Source organism: Bradyrhizobium sp. YR681, from assembly GCF_000282615.1.
Lineage (GTDB): Bacteria > Pseudomonadota > Alphaproteobacteria > Rhizobiales > Xanthobacteraceae > Bradyrhizobium.
In genome coordinates this window covers 1-21,395 of sequence record NZ_AKIY01000270.1, presented here as the reverse complement: position 1 = coordinate 21,395, position 21,395 = coordinate 1, and the positions used below count along the sequence as shown (strand labels likewise).

General features: G+C 64.3%; 21 protein-coding genes. 8 read left to right on the top strand and 13 right to left on the bottom strand.

Annotated features, from left to right (window positions below; genetic code table 11):
* A partial coding sequence (locus PMI42_RS29775) for a hydroxyacylglutathione hydrolase C-terminal domain-containing protein (RefSeq protein ID WP_008141419.1) occupies nucleotides 1–356 on the top strand: 356 nt, incomplete at its 5' end.
* Nucleotides 357–365: 9 nt separating this feature from the next.
* A complete protein-coding gene (locus PMI42_RS29770) occupies nucleotides 366–788 on the top strand; it encodes a cupin domain-containing protein (RefSeq protein ID WP_008141417.1) in 423 nt (140 codons plus the stop codon).
* Between the two features lie 8 nt (nucleotides 789–796).
* Here PMI42_RS29770 and yddG read toward each other — a convergent pair whose 3' ends face one another.
* The 3 genes from yddG to PMI42_RS29755 all read right to left on the bottom strand — a co-directional run bounded on the left by yddG (nucleotide 797) and on the right by PMI42_RS29755 (nucleotide 3,938).
* On the bottom strand, nucleotides 797–1,666 hold the full coding sequence (gene yddG / locus PMI42_RS29765) for an aromatic amino acid exporter YddG (RefSeq protein ID WP_008141415.1): 870 nt from the start codon (nucleotides 1,664–1,666) through the stop codon (nucleotides 797–799).
* Between the two features lie 128 nt (nucleotides 1,667–1,794).
* Entirely contained in the window at nucleotides 1,795–2,520 is a 726-nt protein-coding gene (gene phbB, locus PMI42_RS29760; protein WP_008141412.1) for an acetoacetyl-CoA reductase, read from the bottom strand.
* A gap of 239 nt (nucleotides 2,521–2,759) precedes the next feature.
* The gene (locus PMI42_RS29755) at nucleotides 2,760–3,938 is read right to left on the bottom strand and encodes an acetyl-CoA C-acetyltransferase (RefSeq protein ID WP_008141409.1); all 1,179 of its coding nucleotides are present in this window, start codon (nucleotides 3,936–3,938) and stop codon (nucleotides 2,760–2,762) included.
* A 283-nt stretch (nucleotides 3,939–4,221) separates the two neighbouring features.
* On the opposite strand from PMI42_RS29755, the gene phaR reads away from it, so the two are divergent.
* Nucleotides 4,222–4,818: a polyhydroxyalkanoate synthesis repressor PhaR gene (phaR, locus tag PMI42_RS29750; protein ID WP_008141407.1), complete on the top strand. Its 597-nt coding sequence runs from the start codon at nucleotides 4,222–4,224 to the stop codon at nucleotides 4,816–4,818.
* Nucleotides 4,819–4,990: 172 nt separating this feature from the next.
* Here the strand turns inward: phaR and PMI42_RS29745 are convergent, their stop codons facing one another.
* Entirely contained in the window at nucleotides 4,991–5,878 is an 888-nt protein-coding gene (locus PMI42_RS29745) for a branched-chain amino acid aminotransferase (protein WP_008141405.1), read from the bottom strand.
* A gap of 118 nt (nucleotides 5,879–5,996) precedes the next feature.
* Between PMI42_RS29745 and PMI42_RS29740 the strand changes: the two genes are divergently transcribed.
* Nucleotides 5,997–6,932 (top strand): alpha/beta hydrolase, encoded by a 936-nt coding sequence (locus PMI42_RS29740; protein ID WP_008141402.1) that lies wholly within the window; start codon nucleotides 5,997–5,999, stop codon nucleotides 6,930–6,932.
* A gap of 9 nt (nucleotides 6,933–6,941) precedes the next feature.
* Here PMI42_RS29740 and PMI42_RS29735 read toward each other — a convergent pair whose 3' ends face one another.
* Nucleotides 6,942–7,190 (bottom strand): hypothetical protein, encoded by a 249-nt coding sequence (locus PMI42_RS29735; RefSeq protein ID WP_008141400.1) that lies wholly within the window; start codon nucleotides 7,188–7,190, stop codon nucleotides 6,942–6,944.
* 213 nt (nucleotides 7,191–7,403) lie between these two features.
* Here PMI42_RS29735 and PMI42_RS29730 point away from each other — a divergent pair, with 213 nt between their 5' ends.
* Together PMI42_RS29730 and PMI42_RS29725 are read left to right on the top strand one after the other, a co-directional pair.
* On the top strand, nucleotides 7,404–8,276 hold the full coding sequence (locus PMI42_RS29730) for a hypothetical protein (protein ID WP_035967009.1): 873 nt from the start codon (nucleotides 7,404–7,406) through the stop codon (nucleotides 8,274–8,276).
* Nucleotides 8,277–8,510: 234 nt separating this feature from the next.
* Complete coding sequence (locus PMI42_RS29725) at nucleotides 8,511–10,094, top strand: sensor domain-containing diguanylate cyclase (protein ID WP_008141396.1); 1,584 nt, start codon at nucleotides 8,511–8,513, stop codon at nucleotides 10,092–10,094.
* A 15-nt stretch (nucleotides 10,095–10,109) separates the two neighbouring features.
* Here PMI42_RS29725 and PMI42_RS29720 read toward each other — a convergent pair whose 3' ends face one another.
* The 3 genes from PMI42_RS29720 to PMI42_RS29710 form a co-directional block, all read right to left on the bottom strand.
* On the bottom strand, nucleotides 10,110–10,670 hold the full coding sequence (locus tag PMI42_RS29720) for a carboxymuconolactone decarboxylase family protein (RefSeq protein ID WP_008141394.1): 561 nt from the start codon (nucleotides 10,668–10,670) through the stop codon (nucleotides 10,110–10,112).
* Between the two features lie 112 nt (nucleotides 10,671–10,782).
* Nucleotides 10,783–11,937: a PLP-dependent cysteine synthase family protein gene (locus PMI42_RS29715; protein ID WP_008141392.1), complete on the bottom strand. Its 1,155-nt coding sequence runs from the start codon at nucleotides 11,935–11,937 to the stop codon at nucleotides 10,783–10,785.
* 45 nt (nucleotides 11,938–11,982) lie between these two features.
* Nucleotides 11,983–12,447 carry an Lrp/AsnC family transcriptional regulator gene (locus PMI42_RS29710; RefSeq protein WP_008141390.1) on the bottom strand — a complete coding sequence of 155 codons (465 nt, stop codon included), beginning with the start codon at nucleotides 12,445–12,447 and terminating at the stop codon, nucleotides 11,983–11,985.
* A gap of 165 nt (nucleotides 12,448–12,612) precedes the next feature.
* On the opposite strand from PMI42_RS29710, the gene PMI42_RS29705 reads away from it, so the two are divergent.
* The gene (locus PMI42_RS29705; RefSeq protein ID WP_008141387.1) at nucleotides 12,613–13,626 is read left to right on the top strand and encodes a 1-aminocyclopropane-1-carboxylate deaminase; all 1,014 of its coding nucleotides are present in this window, start codon (nucleotides 12,613–12,615) and stop codon (nucleotides 13,624–13,626) included.
* A gap of 102 nt (nucleotides 13,627–13,728) precedes the next feature.
* Here PMI42_RS29705 and recQ read toward each other — a convergent pair whose 3' ends face one another.
* The 4 genes from recQ to PMI42_RS29685 all read right to left on the bottom strand — a co-directional run bounded on the left by recQ (nucleotide 13,729) and on the right by PMI42_RS29685 (nucleotide 18,891).
* Nucleotides 13,729–15,594, bottom strand: coding sequence for a DNA helicase RecQ (gene recQ, locus PMI42_RS29700; protein ID WP_008141385.1), 1,866 nt, complete (start codon nucleotides 15,592–15,594; stop codon nucleotides 13,729–13,731).
* Between the two features lie 132 nt (nucleotides 15,595–15,726).
* Entirely contained in the window at nucleotides 15,727–16,470 is a 744-nt protein-coding gene (locus PMI42_RS29695; protein WP_008141383.1) for a polysaccharide deacetylase family protein, read from the bottom strand.
* A gap of 105 nt (nucleotides 16,471–16,575) precedes the next feature.
* Nucleotides 16,576–17,577 (bottom strand): homoserine O-succinyltransferase MetA, encoded by a 1,002-nt coding sequence (metA, locus tag PMI42_RS29690; RefSeq protein WP_008141381.1) that lies wholly within the window; start codon nucleotides 17,575–17,577, stop codon nucleotides 16,576–16,578.
* 12 nt (nucleotides 17,578–17,589) lie between these two features.
* Nucleotides 17,590–18,891, bottom strand: coding sequence for an O-acetylhomoserine aminocarboxypropyltransferase/cysteine synthase family protein (locus tag PMI42_RS29685; protein WP_008141380.1), 1,302 nt, complete (start codon nucleotides 18,889–18,891; stop codon nucleotides 17,590–17,592).
* 546 nt (nucleotides 18,892–19,437) lie between these two features.
* On the opposite strand from PMI42_RS29685, the gene PMI42_RS29680 reads away from it, so the two are divergent.
* Nucleotides 19,438–20,742 carry a TadE/TadG family type IV pilus assembly protein gene (locus tag PMI42_RS29680; protein WP_008141378.1) on the top strand — a complete coding sequence of 435 codons (1,305 nt, stop codon included), beginning with the start codon at nucleotides 19,438–19,440 and terminating at the stop codon, nucleotides 20,740–20,742.
* A gap of 78 nt (nucleotides 20,743–20,820) precedes the next feature.
* Here the strand turns inward: PMI42_RS29680 and PMI42_RS29675 are convergent.
* The coding region (locus PMI42_RS29675) for an amidase family protein (RefSeq protein WP_035967008.1) at nucleotides 20,821–21,395 on the bottom strand (575 nt) is incomplete at its 5' end.

The following is a 21,395-nucleotide window of genomic DNA, read 5'->3' as shown; positions in this document are numbered from 1 at the left end:
TCGGCTGCGGCCGCGTCTTCGAGGGCGACTACCCGATGATGTGGGATTCGCTGCTAAAGCTGCGGGCCCTGCCCGACGACTTCAAGCTCTATTGCGGCCACGAATACACCGCGTCCAACGTCAAGTTCGCGCTCACCGTCGATCCCGACAATGCGGCGCTCCAGGCGCGCGCGGCGGAGGTGACGAAACTGCGGGCCGAAAACAAGCCGACCATCCCCTCACTGCTTGGTGACGAGAAGCGAGCAAACGTGTTCCTGCGCGCCGATGAACCCTCGGTCGCAGCCAGGCTACACATGAAGGGCGCGGATGCCGCCGCGGTGTTCGGTGAGCTGCGCGAGCGCAAAAACAAATCCTGACGGGGATCGATGCCGACCGCAGCCGAGATCATCGCGCGCCTTGAACTCCGACCGCATCCCGAAGGCGGGCACTATCGCGAGACGTTTCGCGACCAGACCACGGACGCCAACGGGCGCTCGCGCTCGACCTCGATTTATTTCCTGCTCGCGCGGGGCGAGCGCTCGCAATGGCATCGCATCGACGCGGTCGAGACCTGGCACTATTATGCCGGCAGCCCGCTGACACTGCGCATCGCGCACGAGGGCTGCTCACAGCACGAGGTGCGGCTTGGCACCGACCTTGTGAGCGGCGAGCGGCCGCAGGCGATCGTGCCGGCGGACGCGTGGCAGATGGCGGAGACCACCGGCGAGTGGACACTGGTCGGCTGCACGGTCGCGCCAGCATTCGAGTTCGCAAAATTCGAGCTCGCGCCGAAGGGCTGGGAGCCCTAGGCAAACAGTCAGCGTTTTCGCAGCACCATGTCCTTCGCCGCAATCAGGCCGCCGCCGGCGATCAGGATCGCGGCGATGGCGATGTTGGCGCTGGCCTTGGCGAAGCCGGCGGCGATGAGGAAGCCGGTCGACAAGAGCGGCGTCGCGTAGGAGGCTGCGCCGAGCACGCGGATGTCGCCGCGCTTCATGCCGATATCCCAGGCGTAGAAGGCCGCGCCAACGGGGCCGATGCCGAGCGCGATGACCGAAAGCCATTGCAGCGAGGTCTCGGGCCACACGGTGGTCTCGAGCACACCATGCATCAATGCGGCGAGCACCGATGTGGCGAGACAGAAGCCCGCGACCGCGTCGGTCGGCACCGCTTTCAACCGGCGCGACAGCACCGAATAGGTCGCCCAGACGAAGGCGGCGATGAAGGCCGCGATCAATCCCGGCACCGCTCCGGCTGCGAAGCCACTGGTGTTGCCGGCGAACAGCAGCACGGTGCCGACGAGCCCGAGCACGGCGCCGATGATGTGGTGCACGGCCAGCCGCTCGCCCGGCAGGAAGGACGAGAACAGCACGATCAGCAGCGGCCAGAGATAGTTGAGCAGACCGGCTTCAGCCGGCGGGGCGAAACGTAGCGCCAGAAAGTAAAGTGCGTGATAGCCGAACAGGCCGCCGACACCGACCGCCCACACGACCAATGGCTGGCGCAGGCTTTTTGCCGCCTCGCCGCGGCCGATCCAGGTAAGGAGGCCGACCAGACCGCCGATCGCAAAGGTCATCGCGGCAAGCTGGAACGCCGGGATCTTTCCGGTCGCCACCGTCATCACTGACAGCAGCGACCACATCAGGATCGCGGTCAATCCGATCAGCGTTGCTGTGCGTGGGGTCATCAATCAAAAGGCTCTGAGGACGCTTATGCCCGGCACGAGGCCGGGCATTTTCGTCTTCACTATCGCCTTGTCGCGCCTGAAGCTACAGGCTTGTGGCTCGAGGGCCTTGTTGGAGGCTTGGCGCCATATCAGGCCTGATATTGGCCGCCATTAATGGTCATGGTCGAGCCCGTGATGAAACCGGCTTCGTCGGCCGCGAGGAACACGACCGCGCGCGCAATCTCCTCGGGTTCGCCGAGGCGGGCAACGGGGATCTGCGGGATCACGTTCTTCTCCAGAACGTCCTTCGGCACCGCCTGCACCATTTCGGTATTGATGTAGCCGGGGCAGATCGCATTGACGGTGATGCCGCCCTTGGCATTCTCCAGCGCGAGCGCCTTGGTGAAGCCGATGTCGCCGGCCTTCGCCGCGGAATAGTTGACCTGGCCGAACTGCCCCTTCTGGCCGTTGATCGACGAGATCGAGATGACGCGGCCGAACTTGCGCGCACGCATGCCCTCGATCACCTGGCGCGTCATGTTGAACAGCGAGCCGAGATTGGTGTTGATGACGGCATTCCACTGCTCGAGCGTCATCTTGTGGAAGGCGGTGTCGCGGGTGATGCCGGCATTGTTGACGAGCACCTCGACGGGACCGAGATCGGCCTCGACCTTCTTCACGCCCTCGGCGCAGGCCTCGAAATTGCTCACGTCCCATTTGTAGACGGCGATGCCGGTCTCGGCCTTGAATTTCTCCGCCGCCGCATCGTTGCCGGCATAGCTCGCCGCGACCTTGTAGCCGGCCGCCTTCAACGCCTTGCTGATTGCAGCTCCGATGCCCCGCGTACCACCCGTGACCAATGCAACACGTGCCATATCGTATTCCTTCCCTTGGACTCTTCGGACGTTTCTGAGTGATCGTTTTTAACGGTGGATTATGCGGTTGGTTTGACGGACATCAAGAACAAAACGCCCGGCGTTGAGCCGGGCGTTTGTATTTAGTCGAGGCTTGCGCGGTTGCGAAGAATATTTGATTTGCAACCGCTGCCTTTTTAATCGCGTGCAACGCACTCACTGATGTGTGCAGCGCACGCGCAAGTAACCCGTAAGCTATCTCAGTCGCGCGCCAGACACATTGCGATTCCCATGCCGCCGCCGATGCACAGCGTCGCAAGGCCCTTCTTCGAATCGCGCTTCTGCATCTCGTGCAGCAAGGTCACCAGCACACGCGCGCCGGAGGCACCGACCGGATGGCCGATCGCGATCGCGCCGCCGTTGACGTTGACCTTGGAGGTGTCCCAGCCGAGGTCCTTGTTGACCGCGCAGGCCTGCGCGGCGAAGGCCTCGTTGGCCTCGATCAGGTCGAGATCGCCGACGTTCCAGCCGGCCTTCTTCAGCGCGGCGCGCGAGGCCGGGATCGGGCCCGAGCCCATGATCTTCGGATCGACGCCGGCCTGCGCCCAGGACACGATGCGGGCGAGCGGCTTCTTGCCCTCCTTGGCGGCCTGCTTGGCGGTCATCAGCACCACGGCGGCAGCGCCGTCATTGATGCCGGAAGCCGAGCCTGCGGTGACCGTGCCGTCCTTCTCGAAGGCGGGACGAAGCTTGGCCATCGCATCGAGCGTTGCGCCATGACGCGGATATTCGTCGGCGCTGACGACGACGTCGCCCTTGCGGCCTTTGATGGTGACGGGAACGATCTCGTCGTTGAACTTGCCGGCCTTCTGCGCAGCTTCAGCCTTCTGTTGCGAGGCGACGGCGAACTCGTCCTGCTGGGCGCGCGTGATCTGCCACTGGCGCGCGACGTTCTCGGCGGTGTTGCCCATGTGATAGCCGTTGAAGGCATCCCAGAGGCCATCCTTGATCATGGTGTCGACGAATTCGAGCGCACCCATCTTGACGCCGCCGCGCAGATACTGGGCGTGCGGAGCCATGCTCATGGATTCCTGGCCACCGGCGACCACGATCTCGGAATCGCCGTTGAGCAGCGCCTGGTAGCCGAGCGCGACCGTGCGCAGGCCCGAGCCGCACAGCTGGTTGACGCCCCAGGCCGGGCTCTCCACCGGAATGCCGGCCGCGATCGAAGCCTGGCGAGCCGGGTTCTGGCCCTGGGCGGCGGTCAGGATCTGGCCCATGATGACTTCGGAGACCCGGCCGGGCTCGATGCCACCGCGCTCCAGTGCGGCCTTGATGGCGACGGCGCCGAGATCGTGGGCGGGAAGGGTCGCAAACGCTCCGTTGAAGCTTCCGACCGGGGTGCGGGCGGCGCTGACGATGACGACATCGTCTGACATGGGCATCTCCTGGGGTTGAATGGGGGCAGACGGGGCTGGGAAACGGCTCGCCAGTCTCGAATGGCATCCTGTTAACGTCGTTGAGGCATGTCAATGCCGCAGCGCATTCAAAATAGCGTTCCTGGCGTTTTCGCAAGCACGTTTTTGCTGTGCAATTAACCGTGGCGCACAAAACGGTAGCGTGAGCCCGTTGAAAATGCTTATTTTGTTGCGTTGCGTACTCTTCCCGCCCTGCGGCATAGCCCGGCAGGTTCCCGTTCTCAGCGTTTGCAAGTGAGAGCCCATGGCGAAATCAGACCAACCCACCACCATCAAGAAATACGCGAACCGCCGGCTCTATAACACCGGAACGAGTACTTACGTGACGCTGGAAGACCTCGCCGCCATGGTCAAGGACGGCGAAGATTTCCTGGTCTACGACGCCAAGACCGGCGACGACATCACCCGCTCCGTGCTCGCCCAGATCATCTTCGAGCAGGAGAACAAGGCCGGGCAGAACCTGCTGCCGACCACCTTCCTGCGCCAGCTGATCCGCTTCTATGGCGACAGCATGCAGATGGTGGTGCCGAAATATCTGGAGCAGTCGATCGCGACGCTGACCCAGGAACAGGAGAAGTTCCGCAAGCAGATCGCCAACTCGCTCTCCGGAACGCCGTTTGCGCCGCTGGAAGAACAGGTCCGCCGCAACATGGAGCTGTTCCAGCAGACCTTCTCGATGTTCAAGCCCTTTGTGCCCGCCGCGGGCCGCCCGGCGACAACGCCTGAGCCGGAGCCCGATGCCAGCGCCGAGCCGGCCAAGGACACCAACATCGACGACCTGCGCCAGCAGATGAAGGACATGCAGGAACGCCTCGAGCGGATGTCGAAGAAGGAAGAGTAGGTCTTTCGTTCGCGCTGCTGCGTCCGCATAGGCAGGCGCCTGAACCGGCCGCGTGGTCCGACTGCTTCCACGGACTCGTCATTGCGAGCGCAGCGAAGCAATCCGGACTGCCGGGTCGGAAAGATTCTGGATTGCTTCGCTACGCTCGCAATGACGGAGGAAGCGGCGAGCCCTACGCCGCCAGCTTCACCGCATGCGCAAAATCCCAATAGAGTTTTCGCGCCTTGGTGTAGAGCGGGCCCGGCTTCAGCGCGCGCTCGTCGATGCGAATCACCGGCGCGACTTTTGCGAAATTGCCGGTGGAGAAGATCTCGTCGGCGGCGAGGAAGTCGGCATAACGCAGCGCCTTCTCGATCACGGTGACGCCGTCGCCGCGAAGCAGGCTGATGACGCGCTGGCGGGTGATGCCGTTGAGGAAGGTGCCGTTCGGCACCGGCGTGAACACCACGCCGTCTTTCGCCATGAACACGTTGGAATTGCCGAACTCGGCGACATTGCCGAGCATGTCGAGCATCAGCGCGTTCTGGAAACCGCGTGAGGCCGCTTCGGCCAATGCACGCGAATTGTTGGGATAGAGGCAGGCCGCCTTGGCTTCGACCGGCGCGCATTCGGCGGTGGGCCTGCGGAACGGCGACAGCGTGATGGCGTTGCCGACGGGTTTCGGCATCGGCGCCTCGTAGATGCAAAGGCACCAATTGGTGGTCTCGGGGTCGAACAGCACGCCGCCGCCGGCGCCGTTCTGAGCCCAGTACATCGGACGGACGTAGAGCTCGGCATTCGCAGCGAAGCGCGCGATGCCCTCGTTCGCGAGCGTGAACCAGGTGCCGGTGTCGACCACCGGCTTCAGGCCAAAGTTGATCGCCGATTGATTGGCGCGGGCGACGTGACGGTCGAGATCCGGCGCCACGCCTTCGAACGCGCGCGCGCCGTCGAACACGACCGAGCCGAGCCAGGCCGCATGCGTCCGCGGCCCCATGATCGGCACATTGCCGTCATGCCATTTGCCCTCGAAGAAGGTCCAGCTCGGCGAATATTCGATGGGTTTCTTGATCTCGGCCATGACCGGCCTCCCCTTGGAATGATGCCGCAATATGCCACGACTATTGGTCGCAATTTCTAAATGATTCCCTGCGGGGAAGCGGTGAGTTACCTTCTCCCGTGGGATAAGGATAAGGTCCATGCCGCTCGATCCGCTCGCAAAGCGTTTGTTGACCATGATGGCTGCGGCCGCGCCCCATTCGCGAAGCCGGCCGAGCGTGGAAGCCCGGCGGCAGTCGCTGGCCAAGCTGATGCAGTTTGCCCGCGCCGAGGCGCCGGATGTGAGCGCGTCCGACGGCGTGCTGCCGGGCCCCGGCGGCGAGCTTCCCTATCGGCTCTATTCGCCCGCGAGTGCAGGCGAGCACGCGCCGGGCTTCGTATTCTTTCACGGCGGCGGCCTCGTCGCCGGCAGCATTGCGACCCATGACCGCATCGCCGCAGCGCTCGCGCATGCCACCGGCTGCCGCCTGGTCTCGGTCGACTACCGGCTCGCGCCCGAGCACAAATATCCAGCGGCCGTGGACGACGCGATCGCCGCGACCGAATGGGTGGCGCGCCAAGCATCATCCCTTGGCATCGACGCCGAACGTCTCGTGGTCGGCGGCGATTCCGCCGGCGCAACGCTGGCGGCGATCGTATGCCAGGAAGCGATGCAGACCGCCGGCCTCTCCATCATGGCGCAATGCCTGATCTGCCCGGTGCTGGATTTCGAGGAGACCTCGCCCTCGCGCGAAGCGTTCGCCGAGGGCCATCTGATCGACCGCATCACGATCGAAGCCGATCTTTCCGACTATCTACCCGGCGGCATCGACACCACCGATCCCCGCATCTCGCCCCTGCGCGCGACCCGCCTTGCGGGCCTGCCCACCGCAATCATCCACACGGCCGAATTCGACCCGATGCGCGACGAGGGCAATGCCTATGCGCGCAAGCTGCTCACCGCGGGCGTCGCCGTCGAGCACGTCTGCCATGACGGCATGGTCCACAATTTCCACGCCATGGGCGCGATCCTCCCGCAAGCACAGCTCGTGCTGTCGCAGATCGGCGAGCAGGTCAGGCGCGCGGTGGAGACATAAGAGCGCGAATCACGCACGCGCGCCGAGCACGGCCCTCGCAGCCATGACATATTCCGGCCAATGCGCATCCGCATAGCGTTCGGCCTGCCGTGCACAGGTGACGTCGGGCGCATGGGCAACCGCAATCGTGCGCGCAAAACGCTCTTCGGCGACCGTCACGTCGCCGGGCTCGGCCGACGGCACGGCGGCGGCCACGGCCGTCGGAGCGACAGCGAGCCCAGCCAGACCCGTGAGCAGGATGCGTCGCGACGTGTTCATGCTGTTGTCCTTCCATTGTCCGGCCTGCACTCTGGCCGGCGAGTGTGTCAGTGCAATCACGCAGGGTAACTGCGGACATCCGTACAGTCCATCGCTTGCGGTTAGCGCTTGACCGCACGCGTGATCACGTTCCATCTAACAACGGCTCCGCCATCAAATCGCCACGGGTCGGATTGTCACGTGTCCCATCATCGCCCATCGCGTCTCCAGGCTTTGCGCGCTGCTGCGACGGGACTGCTTTGTCTGGAGGTGTCGGCGGGCGCCGCCTCTGCCGCCGACGAGGAGGAAGGCGGACCGGCGAAACCGGCCGCGCCAAACATCTATCTCGATCTCCGCACGAGTTATGCGACGATCCCGGCAGGCACGCTCGGACTCGGCTTCGGCAACACCTCGCTGTCTGCCGCGTTCGAAGCCGTGGCGGCGCGGCGAGGCGCCACGCTGCCGGGCGGTTTGCCGGCTGCGAAATCGATCGCGGTCGATTTGCCGCTGACCGTGGATGTCAGCGACCGCGTATCGCTCTATGGCGGCGTGTCCGGCTCGACCATCGACGCCGGCGGCGGCTGGTCGTCGTTCGACATCACGAGCTGGAACATCGGCGTGCAAGCCGATCTCCATCAGCAGAACGGCGGAAGAATCCCGACCATCACGCTGCAATCGACCCTGACGCAGTCCGTACCGAACGAGCCGGGCATGACGAACTCGTTCAACAACATCCTGGAATTCGACTACGCGCTCGACGAGGACGAGACGCGGGGCTGGCTGGCCGGCATGCAGCACACCACCACCATCATCGCCAGCCCGCTCGCCAGCATCAGGCCGAACACGATCCTCTATGCCGGCGGTTATTACCAATGGCCGAGCAACTGGAAGTTCACCGGGCGCCTCGGCATGCAGTCGTTCGGCGGCGCGCAGTTCGCGGGCCGGACGCTGGCGGAGGCCTTCACCCAACCGATCCTGCGGCTCGACCTCGACCGCATGGACGACAACGACAATCGCCTGTTCGGCATCACCGCACAGATCGCATGGATGCCGAAGCCGTCCTACCAGGTGACGCTGCGCACGCCGCTCTACGCCGTGCGCAACTGACCGGTGTCGTGGTGGATTTTCGGTAAAGCGCAGCTTCCGCATTCTTGCGGCAACCGATCCAAGGCCGCCTCCCCCTGTCCTTGAATTCACAAGGACTTTTCGCTTTTCGGCGCGGGCGCGGGCGATATCCGGATGGTGAACGGATTTTTAGCCCTCTTGCGAGATCGCTCACCGCGTTACCTTCCGGCAAGAAGCTTGCGACAGACTGGGCCGGTTTCGCCTGGGAGGTTGGGAATGCCCCGCTTGGTATCGGGACGGACGTTCCTCGCCGGCAAGATCATCTTCAACTTCGGTCAGTCGACCATCGATTGCGTCGTGCGCCGGATGTCCGAGGATGGCGCGACGCTGGAGATGCAGAGCAGTCTCGGCGTGCCCGAACGGTTCCAGCTCAGGCTCGCAGCTCAGGAGATCCTGTCCTGCCGCGTGTTGTGGCGGTCGGACCGTCAGGTCGGAGTTGCGCTCGGGGCAGAGGATCACGTCGAACCCAAAGCCGCGGACGAGCAGGAGCGACGGGCCGACTCGCTGATGCGCGGACAGATGCTCGCGCTTCGCGCGGCACTCGATTTCGTTCCGCTCGGCATCGTGCTGCTGGATGCCAATCTCCGCGCGCAGTTGATCAACCGCGCATTCCGGCGGATGTGGCTGTTGCCCGATGAAGTCGCCAACAGCAATCCGTCTTTCGCGACGCTGATGCACCACGGCCGCGATACTCTGGCCTACGAGGTCCCTGAGGCCGACCTGGAGGCCTATGTGGCCGAGCGCGTCCGTCACGTGCAGGCGGGTGACGCCTCGCCGCGCGACCTGCGCCGCTCGGGCGGCGATGTCGTGCGCATGCAATGCACCTCGCTGCCGGATGGCGGGCGGATGCTGACCTATACCCCCGTCACCGACATCGTTCGCTATTCCGACGAGCTGAAATTGCTGCGCGACGCGCTCGAGAATGTCGAGGATGGCGTGCTGTTGCTGGACCGCGATCTCAATGCCAGCTTCATGAACCGGCGGATGCGCCGGTTCTGGGAGGTGAGCGAGCAGGAAGCGGAGGGGCACCCGACCTATGCATCGCTGGTGAGCCGGGCGCAGCGCGCGAGCGCGCCGGAACTCCCAGCCAACGAAGTGACGAAATTTCCCGCCAAGCGCGTCGCCGAGGTCAAGGCCGGTGATCACGTGCGTGACCTTCAGACGCCGGACGGGCGGCGCATCAGGGCCCATTGCAGCACGATGTCGAACGGCGGCCGCATGCTGACCTATGTCGACATCACCGATCTCACCAACAAGGCCAATATGCTGGAGCGGCTCGCGACCACCGATTCTCTGACGGGTCTCTACAATCGCCGTCACTTCCTCGACTCTCTCGCTGCGGAATGGAGCCGCTTCCAGCGCTACTACCGTTCCGTCTCGGTGCTGATGCTCGACATTGACCACTTCAAGTCGGTCAACGACCGCTACGGACACGCGGTTGGCGACGAAGCGATCAAGGCGGTCGCGGCGGCCTGCATCGATGGCAAACGCAAGTCCGATCTGGTCGGCCGCCTCGGCGGCGAGGAATTCGCGGTTCTTCTGCCGGAAACCAGCCTGTCCCGCGCCAGGATCGTTGCCGAACGCATCCGAAAAGGCGTGATGGCGATCAGACTGAACGCGGATCAGGTGGGGTTCGGTGTCACGGTCAGTATCGGCATTGCAGAAGCCACCGTCAGCATGTCCGGCATAGATGCCCTCATGGGCGCGGCGGATCACGCGCTCTATCAGGCCAAGGCCGAAGGCCGCAATCGCTGCACCGCCTGGGTGGCCCCGCCGCCTGCAAGCAAGGCGGCAGAGTGATCGTCGGAGCCGCGTCTACTCCGGCACCGGCACGTCGAACGTGTTGAGCGTGACCGAGACCATGCAATAGACGCCGACGAGATAGGACAGCTCGGCCGCGCCGTGCTCGCCGAACTCCTTCACCGCCGCACGATAGGTCAGCTCCGGCAGCACGCCGCCGCTCACCAGCGCCGATGCGACGTCATAGGCGACGGCCTCCTGCCTGGTGAGATCGACCGGCCGCTGGCCGGCGACGATGGTCGCAAGCTTCTCGTCGGAGAGGCCGCGCTGCTCGGCAACCAGCACATGGGCATAGAGCTCGTAGCCGGAACGGAAATGCGAGCCGGTGACGAGGATCGCGACCTCGCGCACCGGGCCCGGCAGCAGCGGGTTCGACGCGATCGCCTTGACCAGCTCCCACACCGGCTTGCCGAAGCGCGGCTCGCGAATCCAGGGATTCCAGGGCCCGAGCAGCGCGCCGTCGTCGCGCATGTTCACAAAACCCTTGAAGTGGTCCTTGATGCCGGCTCGCATGTCGTCATAGAGCGGCTTCTGTTCAGCACTCAGGTCTTTGGGTTCGAGAATGGGAAGGCGCACGGCAGGATCTCCTCGTTGAGAAGACGCAACCGTCACCTGCATGCGTGTGCAAGGCAAGTGAAGTTGCCGTGACGACCGTGCCATTTTCCAAATCGCACGGAGACGTCAGCTGTCAGGCCCCAATGTTTCTCTGCGGATTGACGACGTCGTCGACGTCGAGCGCCAATGGCTGCCCGCTGTCGAGGAACGACGACAGGGCCGCCTCGAACGGCGCGGGATCGAGACCGCGCGCTTTCAACCATGCGGGATCATAATAGGTCTGCCGGTAGCGCTCGCCGGAATCGCAGATCAGCGTCACCAGCGACCCCGTTACATTTGCCTGTCGCATCTCGGATGCGAGGCGGCACAGTGCCAGAAAGTTGGTGCCGGTGGAGCCGCCGACCGCGCGGCGCAGCCGGCGCGACAGCAAATTCATCGCCGCGACCGTGGCCGCGTCCGGGATCTTCATCATGCGGTCGACCACGCCCGGCACGAAAGACGGCTCGCAACGCGGACGGCCGACGCCTTCGATCAGCGACGGGCGGTCGCAAACGTGGGAGCGGTCCTGGGTGCGAAAGCAGTCGAAGAAAGCGGAATGCTCGACGTCGGCGACGCACAGCCGTGTCGGATACTGGCGATAGCGCAAATAGCGTCCGATGGTGGCCGACGTGCCACCAGTGCCTGCGCCCATCACGATCCAGTCCGGCAACGGGCGCGGCTCGCCCTGCAATTGCGAGAAGATCGATTCGGCGATGTTGTTGTTGCCGCGCCAGTCGGTGGCGCGCTCGGCAAAGGTGAACTGGTCCATGTAGTGGCCGTTCAATCGGGCGGCGAGCGCGGCGGCCTCCGCATAGAGCGCGCGGCCGTCGTCGATCAAATGGCAATTGCCGCCATAATGCTCGATCGCGGCGATCTTCTCCGCCGAGGTGGTGCGCGGCATCACGGCATAGAAGGGCACGCCGATCATCTGCGCGAAATAGGCTTCCGACACCGCGGTCGAGCCCGACGACGCCTCGACGACGGGCGTGCCCTCGCGGATATGGCCGTTGCAGAGCGCGTAGAGGAACAGCGAGCGCGCCAGCCGATGCTTCAGGCTGCCGGTCGGATGCGTGGACTCGTCCTTCAGGTAGATGTCGATGCCTGAGAGCGCCGGCACGATCAGCCGGATCAGGTGCGTGTCGGCCGTGCGGCACTGGTCGGCCTCGATCGCGGCAACGGCTTCGTCGACCCAGCCGCGCCGAAAGGCCGGCCCGGCCGGGTTGAGGTGGCGGAAGGGGAATGTCTGCATCGCCTGAATCTCTCATGATGCGTCTCGTGCATCAAGTGCTCGCGCTCAAAACTCCAGCGGCGCGTTGTCAACGACCTCCTTCATCACGAAGAAAGTGCGGGTCTGGCGCACGCCCGGTAGCGCGATCAGCTGCTCGCCGTGGATGCGGTTGAAATCCTCCATATCGCCGACGCGGATTTTCAGGAAATAGTCGAAGTCCCCGGCGACGAGGTGGCAGTCGAGCACGAACTTCAGTTTCGCGATGGCCTGCTCGAAGATGGCAAAGCTCTCCGGCGTCGAACGGTCGAGCACGACGCCGACCATGACCAGCGTCCCCTTCGCCACCTTCTTCGGGGCCACCATGGCGCGCACAGCGGCGATGAACCCGTCCTCGAACAGGCGCTGGGTGCGACGATGGCAGGTGGCAGGGCTGATCGCGACGGTTCCAGCCAACTCGGCATTGCTCAGCCGGCCGTTATTTTGCAGCAATCTCAGGATCTTAAGGTCGGTGCGGTCGAGCCGGGACGCCATGGAAGAAGCTTCCATAAATTATGACTAGAGCGAAAGAAATATGGTCTATTGACCGAAATAGCGCAAGAACACACGCAACATGCCCGCAATATTTGAGAGCACATTTTCCCGCAGCAATGCTAGCCACATCGCAGACACCAACACCTCAATCGGGATGACCTGACCATGCTGGAAAAATTCGCGCGCTACCCGCTGACCTTCGGCCCGACGCCCATCGAGAAGCTGGAGCGGCTGTCGAAGCATCTTGGCGGCAAGGTCGAGATCTATGCCAAGCGCGAGGACTGCAACTCCGGCCTCGCCTATGGCGGCAACAAGCTGCGCAAGCTCGAATACATCATCCCCGATGCGATTGCCTCGAACGCCGACACGCTGGTGTCGATCGGCGGCGTGCAGTCCAACCACACCCGCATGATTGCGGCCGTCGCCGCCAAGATCGGCATGAAGTGCCGCCTGGTGCAGGAAGCCTGGGTGCCGCACGAGGATGCCGTCTATGACCGCGTCGGCAACATCATGCTCTCGCGCATCATGGGCGCCGACGTGCGCCTGGTCGACGACGGTTTTGACATCGGCATCCGCAGGAGCTGGGAGCAGGCGATCGAGGAAGTGAAGGCGGCGGGCGGCAAGCCCTACGCGATTCCCGCCGGCGCTTCCGTGCACAAATATGGCGGGCTTGGCTATGTCGGCTTCGCCGAGGAGGTGCGCAAGCAGGAAGCCGAGCTCGGCTTCAAGTTCGACTACATCATCGTCTGCACCGTCACCGGCTCGACCCATGCCGGCATGCTGGTCGGCTTCGCCGCCGACGGCCGCGCCCGCAAGGTGATCGGTATCGACGGCTCGTTCACTCCGGCGCAGACCAAGGCGCAAGTGCTCTCGATCGCGCAGAACACGGCAAAGCTCGTCGAGCTCGGCCAGGATATCGTCGCGGACGACGTTGTGCTGATCGAGGACTATGCGTATCCGGCCTATGGCGTGCCGTCGGAAGAGACCAAGGAGGCGATCCGCCTCACCGCGCGTCTCGAAGCCATGATCACCGACCCCGTCTATGAGGGCAAGTCGATGCAGGGCCTGATCGACCTTACGCAGAAGGGCTATTTCGAGAAGGGCGCGAAAGTCCTTTACGCCCACCTCGGCGGCGCGCCCGCGCTGAACGGCTACGGCTACGCGTTCCGGAACGGGTGAGATTTGTAGCCCGGATGGAGCGCAGCGTAATCCGGGACTCGCATCATACGGAAAGACTGCCCCGGATTGCGCTGCGCTCCATCCGGGCTACGGCCGGGACGCTTATCGCGTCCTGACGATCTGCAGCAGCTCGTCCCCATAGTGCTCGAGCTTCTTGTCGCCGATGCCCGGAACGTTGCGGAGCTCGTCGAGCGTGGTCGGCCAGGCCCGGACGATACCGTCGATGGTGGCATCGTGCAGCACCACATAGGCCGGCACGCCGCGTTCGCGCGCGATGTCCGAGCGCCAGGAGCGCAACCGCGCGCGCAACTCGGGATCTACATCGCCTTGCGGCGCGTTCGCGGCGGGCGCGAGGTCGCCGCGGCGGGATTTTGCGCGGCTGGACCGGATGCGGGTGCCGGGCGCCTCCTCGCGCAGCCACACTTCGGTCTCGCCGCGTAGCACGCCGCGCGCGGTCTCCGTCAGCTTCAGCGCGCCATAAGCCTCGCTGTCGCTCTGCAAATACCCCATCGCCACCAGCTGCCGCAGTACGGTGCGCCACTGCTTCTCGTTGAGTTCGCGCCCGATGCCGAACACCGACAGCTTGTCATGGCCGAACTGCGTCACCTTCTCGGTCAGGCGCCCGATCAGCACGTCGATCAGGTGCATCGCGCCGAAGCGCTGGCCGGTGCGATAGGCGCAGGACAGCAGCTTCTGCGCCAGCACCTTGCCGTCGCGCATCTTCGGCGGCGTCAGGCAATTGTCGCAATTGCCGCAGGTCTCGCCGTGGGCATTCTCGCCGAAATAGCCGAGCAGCCGCTTGCGCCGGCACTGCGCGGTCTCGGCGAGGCCAACCAGCGCGTCGAGCTTGCGGATCGAGACGCGCTTGAAATCGTCGGAGCCGCTGGATTCGTCGATCATGCGGCGCTGCTGCACGATGTCGGACAGACCATAGGCCATCCAGGCCGCCGATGGCTTGCCGTCGCGGCCGGCGCGCCCCGTCTCCTGGTAATAGGCCTCGATGCTCTTGGGCAGGTCGAGATGGGCGACGAAGCGCACGTCGGGCTTGTCGATGCCCATGCCGAAGGCGATGGTGGCGACGATGACGATGCCGTCCTCGTTGAGGAAACGGTCCTGGTTGCGCGAGCGCACGTTGCTGTCGAGCCCGGCATGGTAGGGCAGCGCGGCAATGCCGGCCTCGTCGAGCGCGGCGGCCACTTCCTCGACCCTGTTGCGGGAGAGGCAATAGACCACACCGGCATCGCCGGCATGGCGCTCCCGGATGAAGTCTTTCAGCTGCGACACCGCATTGCGCTTGTCGACGATCTCGTAGCGAATGTTGGGGCGGTCGAAGCTGGAGACAAATTGCGGGGAACCAGTCAGCTGGAGCCGCTCGACGATCTCTTTCCGCGTCAGTTCGTCGGCGGTCGCGGTCAGCGCGATGCGCGGCACGTCGGGAAAGCGTTCGGCGATGATGGAAAGGCCGACATATTCGGGGCGGAAATCATGGCCCCATTGCGAGACGCAATGCGCCTCGTCGATCGCGAACAGCGCCACCTTGGCCTGCGCCAGCATCGACAGGCAGCGCGGCGTGACCAGGCGTTCCGGCGCGACATAGAGCAGGTCGAGATCGCCCGCGATCAGGCGCCGCTCGATGTCGGAGGCTTCCTGGAACGTCAAGGACGAGTTCAGCGCCGCCGCGTTGACGCCGGCTTCGATCAGGCCGGCAACCTGGTCGCGCATCAGCGCGATCAGGGGCGAGACCACGATGCCGCAGCCCTCGCGCAGCAGTGACGGCAGCTGGTAGCACAATGACTTGCCGCCGCCGGTCGGCATCAACACCAGGCAATTGCCGCCGTCGGTGACGTGCCGGATGATCTCGCCCTGCGCGCCGCGGAACCCCGGCAGGCCGAACACCGAATGCAGCACCGACAGCGCATCGCGGCCGTTGGCCGGCGCGGGCAGCGGGGCGGTGGATGGGGCGTTCATGGGCGAGCAGGAACCACGGCCGTGAGATTGGACACAAGGCCAGTCGCATGGCGACGGCGGCGTGGCAAGACTGTTTGCTGAGCTTGCACCGGTCTTCCCCCCTCGACCACAAGGGAAGAAGGACAAGACCGGCTACGCCCCGATCCGTCGCAACGCTTCCGCGACCGTCACGATCGGCATGTTGCGCTTCCCCGCGGCCTCCAGCGCATGGCGCATCAAATGCGGCGTGCAGCCATAGGGGCTCGGCGCGTTCGCGACGTCGTGGCCGTAGAAGATGAGCCATCCGCCGCTCCGGGCCGCCTCGTCGAAATAGCGATCGACGCCCGCAATATCGATCTCGCAATCGACCAGCGGGGAAGCGCGCAGGAACTGGAGGTCGATGACGTCGCGGTTGACACCTGGCAGGATGCCACGCGCCGAGCGGAAGGCTTTCGCGAGCTGCGGCTTGCGCCAGACCGAGGCGAGGCCGTACGGGTAGGCGAAATTCTCGAGCCGGATCGAGGAATCGATGCCGCAAAAATGGCTGCGATTCCGCTCGATCTCGCGCGCCATGGCGGCCTCGTCGAGATTGACCGCGCTCTGGTGCGAGAAAGTGTGGCAGGCGATCTCGTGACCGGCACGGTGCAGCCGCACGATCGCGTCGTTCGACAGGCCATGCCAGTGATCGGACGGCCGGTCGATCAGGCTGCCGGCGATGTAATAGGTGCCGCGACCGCCATGCGCTTCAAGCAGCGAGGCGCCTTCGCCGGCGGCGCTATCGGGAGCATCGTCGAAGGTGAAGCTCACCATCGGCGCATGCGCAGGCAAGCGGTGCGGCGCGGCACGGAAGTGCCGGGCCAGCCGATTGCTCACGCGTCCCTGGAGTGCCGACCACACGATCGCATGTCCCGTGATTCCGTATGTCCCTACTGAAACATTCGTGCGCTGCCTGAAGCAAGCTTAACGCTTGGGTAATCCTAACACGGAACCAAGATCCGCGGGCTAGCGCGCCAGGACGGACGTATCGGCGTCAGCGCCGAGATATTGCAGCCAGTTGCGGAACAGCGCCGCCGCCGCACTGCCGGCGGCGATATCGGCACGCAAATTCAGCGCAGGCAGTTCGTTGCTGAGCGCCGGATGGCGCTGGTGCCTGACCTGCTTCTCGAAACGCGCCAGTTTCTCTTCCGTCGCTGCGTCAAAATAGCTCACGGGCAGGTGCGGATAAATGTCGCGCTCCCGTGCGAGGTAACGGCCGATATCGCGCAGATATTCGCGCTGAAGCGACAGCGCGTCATATTCCGGGTGGCCCTGGAAGAACACGAAGCGGCTGGCATATTGGCGCGTGAAGACGTCGACGCCGGCGAGCGCCGAACGTGTCAGGACCTGATATCCGGCCGTAACGAGGTCGCTCTCGACGATCTCGTTCAGGCGCGAATGCGAGACCTTGAGCGGTGCAGGCGCCCCGCGCGTCAGGGAATCGTCCGTCACGGCCTCGCAATCGAAGATGCCGTGACATTTGGCCGGCAGTCGTCGCCGCTCGATGCCGTCCAGATGCAGCACCGCGGCATGCGCGGCGAGGCATGACCAGATCGTCGAGCGGGTGTTGGTTTTCGCCCAATCGATCAGATCGGTAAGATCGCGCCAATACGGCTCCTGGTCGAGCTCTGGCGCGACCGGCTCGGCGCCGGTCACGATCAGCCCGTCGAACTTCTGGTGCTTGAGATCGGAAAGATCCGAATATTCGCTCTCGACATGCCATTTCGCCTCCGGCGAGCGCCTCACCGAGGGCAGCGAGAAGCAATGGAAGCGGATGCGGCGCGGGCCCGCGGCGGCCTGGAGCAGCTTCATGAACTGCCGCTCGGTCGCCTTCAGCGCCGTATCCGGCATGTTGTTGATCAACCCGATGGTCAGCTCGGCGCCGGCATGATCGCGCGCGAGATCGCCCTCGGCCGGAACCAGGGCCGGGCTTGAAATACCTTGATCTCTGTCGATCAAGATGCTCATCGGCCCCGGCGCCTACTCCGCCGCCTGGAGGCGCGCCGACGCGCAGGCCTTTTCCAGCGCCTGGTCGATGTCCTCGATGATATCGGCAGCATGCTCGATGCCGATCGAAAGGCGAATCGTCTCCGGCAGCACGCCGGCGGCGCGCTGCTGCTCGGCCGACATCTGCCGGTGCGTGGTCGAGGCCGGATGGCAGGCCAGCGACTTGGCATCGCCGATATTGACGAGGCGCGTGATCAGCTTCAGCGCATCATAGAAGGTCTTGCCGGCTTCCATGCCGCCCTTGATGCCAAAGGTGAACAGCGAGGAGGCGTTGCCGTCGAGATATTTCTGGACGAGCGGATAATAGGGGCTGTCCGGGAAGCCCGTGTAGTTGACCCAGGCCACGCGCGGATCTTTGCGCAGAAATTCGGCGACCTTGCGGGCATTCTCGCAGTGCCGCTCCATGCGCAGCGCCACGGTCTCGATGCCCTGCAGCAGCAGGAAGGCGTTGAAGGGCGACAGCACCGAGCCCATGGTGCGCTGATAGACGCTGCGCGCGCGCTCGATATAGGCGGTCTTGCCGAAGCGCTCGGCATAGACGAGCCCGTGATAGGAGGCGTCCGGCTTGTTGTAGGCGGGAAAGCGGTCGGCATGGTTCGCCCAGGGAAAGTTTCCGGAATCGACGATGGCGCCGCCGAGCGTGGTGCCGTGTCCGCCCAGGAACTTGGTCAGCGAATGCACGGCGATGTCGGCGCCGTAATCGAACGGCTTGAGCAGGATGGGGGTTGCGACCGTATTGTCGACGATCAGCGGCACGCCGTTGGCATGCGCGATCTTCGCCAGTGCCTCGATGTCGCAGACATTGCCGGCGGGATTACCGATGGTCTCGGCGAAGACGGCGCGGGTGTTCTCGTCGATCAGTTTTTCGATCGCTTCGGGCTTGTCGCTCTCGGCGAAGCGGCCGGTGATGCCCTGGCGCGGCAGGATGTGCGAGAGCAGCGTGTGCGTGGTGCCGTAGAGCTGCGGCACGGAGACGATGTTGCCGCCATGGTCGGCGACATTGACGAAGGCGAAATGCAGCGCAGCCTGCCCGGTCGCAACCGCGAGCGCACCGACGCCGCCTTCAAGCTGGGCGATACGCTTCTCCAGCACCGCACTGGTCGGATTGGCGATGCGGCTGTAGCGGTAACCTTCGGCCTCCAGATTGAAGAGCGCCGCGCCGTGATCGGCGCTGTCGAAGGCGTAGGCCGCGGTCTGGTAGATCGGCACCGCAACCGCGTGCGTGGTGGCTTCGGGCTCGTAACCGGCGTGAATAGCGATCGTTTCGTTGCGCATCGTGCCACCTCCGCGTGGAGCGGGCCGCACTTATTGGCCTGTATGAGGCATGTGCGTTGTCCGCCGTCCCCGTGTTAGAGGCGGGTGGTAAAGCGGGCAATAATTCGTCTAGAGATCGAGGAAGTAACCCTAACGATTGTTGGTGAATTGCCTAAAATTCGAGTCAAATTGCATTAACGAATTGGCGCGGGCCTGCGGCCGCAGTTCGCGTCGCCCTTGCCTTCTCCCGCTCGGGGGAAACGGTGGCGCGCTCCGCGCGCCGGATTACGCATCTCTCTCCACGCCGCAAGGTCCGGCAAATGCCCTGGGCCGATAGCGAGACGATCCGTGTCGGCGGGGATCGTCGCACAGGCTCGTCTCGCCCCGGAATACTACGGGGTTTGCTTCGCTCCGCGCACGAAATCACCTGTTTTTCTAGACGTTTGTCGCATGCGAGCGACACCGACCGTAACGCTGCGGACACGCGTGTACACGTCGCGGTCAACCCTTGCGTAAGTTCCGCAATGTTAGCGTCCGCGCATCGCTTTCGTTTAGGGATGCGTTTGCTTGATTTCTGCAGCCGGGAATGCTCATCGCCTGCTCTCGCGTTTCGCTTCCGACCGAAATGGCAACATCGCCATCATCTTTGCGCTGGCGCTGGTACCGCTGCTGTCCTTTGTCGGTGCCGCCGTCGACTACTCGCTCGCTGCGCGGGCGAGAACGAAAGTGATGGCTGCGCTCGACACGGCGGTGCTGGTCGCTACCGCCAAGAGCGAAATCACAAAGAGCGCATCGGCCGCGCAGAGCGACGCCATCAACACCTTCACCGGACAGATGTCCGCACTCGGCCTGACGACGAGCTCGGTGACCATCAATGTCAGCGACAGCGTCACCACCCGCACCGCCACGGGAACGGCGACGTCGACCGTGACGACCTATTTCATGGGAATCCTGGGCTACAAGACCATCGCGGTTTCGGCCACCTCGAGCGCCGCGGCCTCGCTGCCGGCCTATATCGACTTCTACGTGTTGCTGGACAACTCGCCGTCGCAGGGGCTCGGCGCCACCACCGCCGACATGACAGCGCTGCAGAACGCGACGTCGGACAGTTGTGCCTTCGCCTGCCACGATACATACACGTCGAGCTCGAAGAAGACGCTCCAGACCAACAGCTATTACTCGATCGCGAAGAATCTCGGGATCAAGATGCGGATCGACCTGGTGCGCGACGCAACGCAGTCGTTGACGGACACGGCGACCGCGAGCCAGCTCGTCAGCAACCAGTACCGGATGGCAGTCTACACCATGGGCAGCGATTGCAGCTCGATCGGCCTGACCACGATCTCCGCGCTCTCTTCGAGCCTTTCCTCCGTGAAGACGGCGGTTGCCGGCGTCGACCTGATGACGATTCCCTACACCAACTACAACAACGACATGTGCACGGATTTCGACGGCACATTGACGTCGATGAACACCACAATCCCGGCGCCCGGCGACGGCTCTTCGTCCTCGCCGCAGAAATGGCTGTTCTTCGTCTCGGACGGCGTCGCCGACTACTATTATCCGTCGACCTGCAGCAAGACCGTGATCAGCTCGTCGGGGCGATGCCAGGAGCCGCTCACGACGACGATCTGCGACACCATCAAGGCGCGCGGCGTCAAGATCGCGGTGCTCTACACCACCTATCTCGCGATCACCAACAACAGCTGGTACAATACCTACATCTCGCCATGGCGCAGCTCGATCGCGACCAAGATGCAGTCCTGTGCGACGTCGGGCTATTATTACGAGGTCTCGAGCGATTCGAGCATCACCGATGCGCTGAACGCGCTGTTCCAGAAGGCGATTGCCGCCTCGCATCTGACGAACTGACCGGCCTGCCGAGCCGGCCTCGCGCGCGACGCGCGAAGCCTTGGGCGTGGATCTTTGAGTGGGTATTTGGACACGGAATCAGGCCATCGTCTCCCAGAGACGATGGACGAGCACGCCGGCACGCTTCTCGATCGCCGCAGCGGCATCGAGCGCGAGATCCTCGCGATAGCGCCCGGCGATCAGCTGCACGCCGATCGGCTTGCCCTCGTGAACGGCCACCGGCACCACCGCGCCGGGCAGGCCGAGGACGTTGATCGCGGAGATGAAGCGGATCTCGCCCCAGAAGATCTCCTTCACGCGCTCAGCGCTGATGGTGTCCTCGCGCGGCCCCGGCGTCGGCTTCACCGTGGTCGGCGCCAGCACGACGGGATATTCCTCGAAGAACAGCTGCCAGGCGCGGATATGGCCGTTACGCGCGGCCGTCGCCTGCATCCAGGCCTTGAGGTCGAGCACATTGGCCTTGGTCTTCATGCCGCCCCAGGCCTTGTGGAAGTCCTCGGACGTGACCTTCAGCATCGCGGCCTCCTGCATCACCATCGTCTCGTTGGTGATGATGTCGCACCAGGTCTGCCAGACGCCGTTGATGTCGGGCACCTCGACTTCGCTGACGCGATAGCCCGAGCGCTCGAGATGATCGGCGGCCTGCCGCAGCG

What these genes read in the sequence shown, in the direction of transcription:
- PMI42_RS29725 (WP_008141396.1), top strand. Translation starts at nt 8,511, where the DNA reads ATGCCCCGCTTGGTATCGGGACGGACGTTCCTCGCCGGCAAGATCATC.
- PMI42_RS29755 (WP_008141409.1), bottom strand. Translation starts at nt 3,938, where the DNA reads ATGTCAGACGATGTCGTCATCGTCAGCGCCGCCCGCACCCCGGTCGGA.
- phbB (WP_008141412.1), bottom strand. Translation starts at nt 2,520, where the DNA reads ATGGCACGTGTTGCATTGGTCACGGGTGGTACGCGGGGCATCGGAGCT.
- PMI42_RS29685 (WP_008141380.1), bottom strand. Translation starts at nt 18,891, where the DNA reads ATGCGCAACGAAACGATCGCTATTCACGCCGGTTACGAGCCCGAAGCC.
- PMI42_RS29710 (WP_008141390.1), bottom strand. Translation starts at nt 12,447, where the DNA reads ATGGCGTCCCGGCTCGACCGCACCGACCTTAAGATCCTGAGATTGCTG.
- PMI42_RS29740 (WP_008141402.1), top strand. Translation starts at nt 5,997, where the DNA reads ATGCCGCTCGATCCGCTCGCAAAGCGTTTGTTGACCATGATGGCTGCG.
- PMI42_RS29715 (WP_008141392.1), bottom strand. Translation starts at nt 11,937, where the DNA reads ATGCAGACATTCCCCTTCCGCCACCTCAACCCGGCCGGGCCGGCCTTT.
- PMI42_RS29705 (WP_008141387.1), top strand. Translation starts at nt 12,613, where the DNA reads ATGCTGGAAAAATTCGCGCGCTACCCGCTGACCTTCGGCCCGACGCCC.
- yddG (WP_008141415.1), bottom strand. Translation starts at nt 1,666, where the DNA reads ATGACCCCACGCACAGCAACGCTGATCGGATTGACCGCGATCCTGATG.
- PMI42_RS29735 (WP_008141400.1), bottom strand. Translation starts at nt 7,190, where the DNA reads ATGAACACGTCGCGACGCATCCTGCTCACGGGTCTGGCTGGGCTCGCT.
- metA (WP_008141381.1), bottom strand. Translation starts at nt 17,577, where the DNA reads ATGAGCATCTTGATCGACAGAGATCAAGGTATTTCAAGCCCGGCCCTG.
- phaR (WP_008141407.1), top strand. Translation starts at nt 4,222, where the DNA reads ATGGCGAAATCAGACCAACCCACCACCATCAAGAAATACGCGAACCGC.
- PMI42_RS29745 (WP_008141405.1), bottom strand. Translation starts at nt 5,878, where the DNA reads ATGGCCGAGATCAAGAAACCCATCGAATATTCGCCGAGCTGGACCTTC.
- recQ (WP_008141385.1), bottom strand. Translation starts at nt 15,594, where the DNA reads ATGAACGCCCCATCCACCGCCCCGCTGCCCGCGCCGGCCAACGGCCGC.
- PMI42_RS29770 (WP_008141417.1), top strand. Translation starts at nt 366, where the DNA reads ATGCCGACCGCAGCCGAGATCATCGCGCGCCTTGAACTCCGACCGCAT.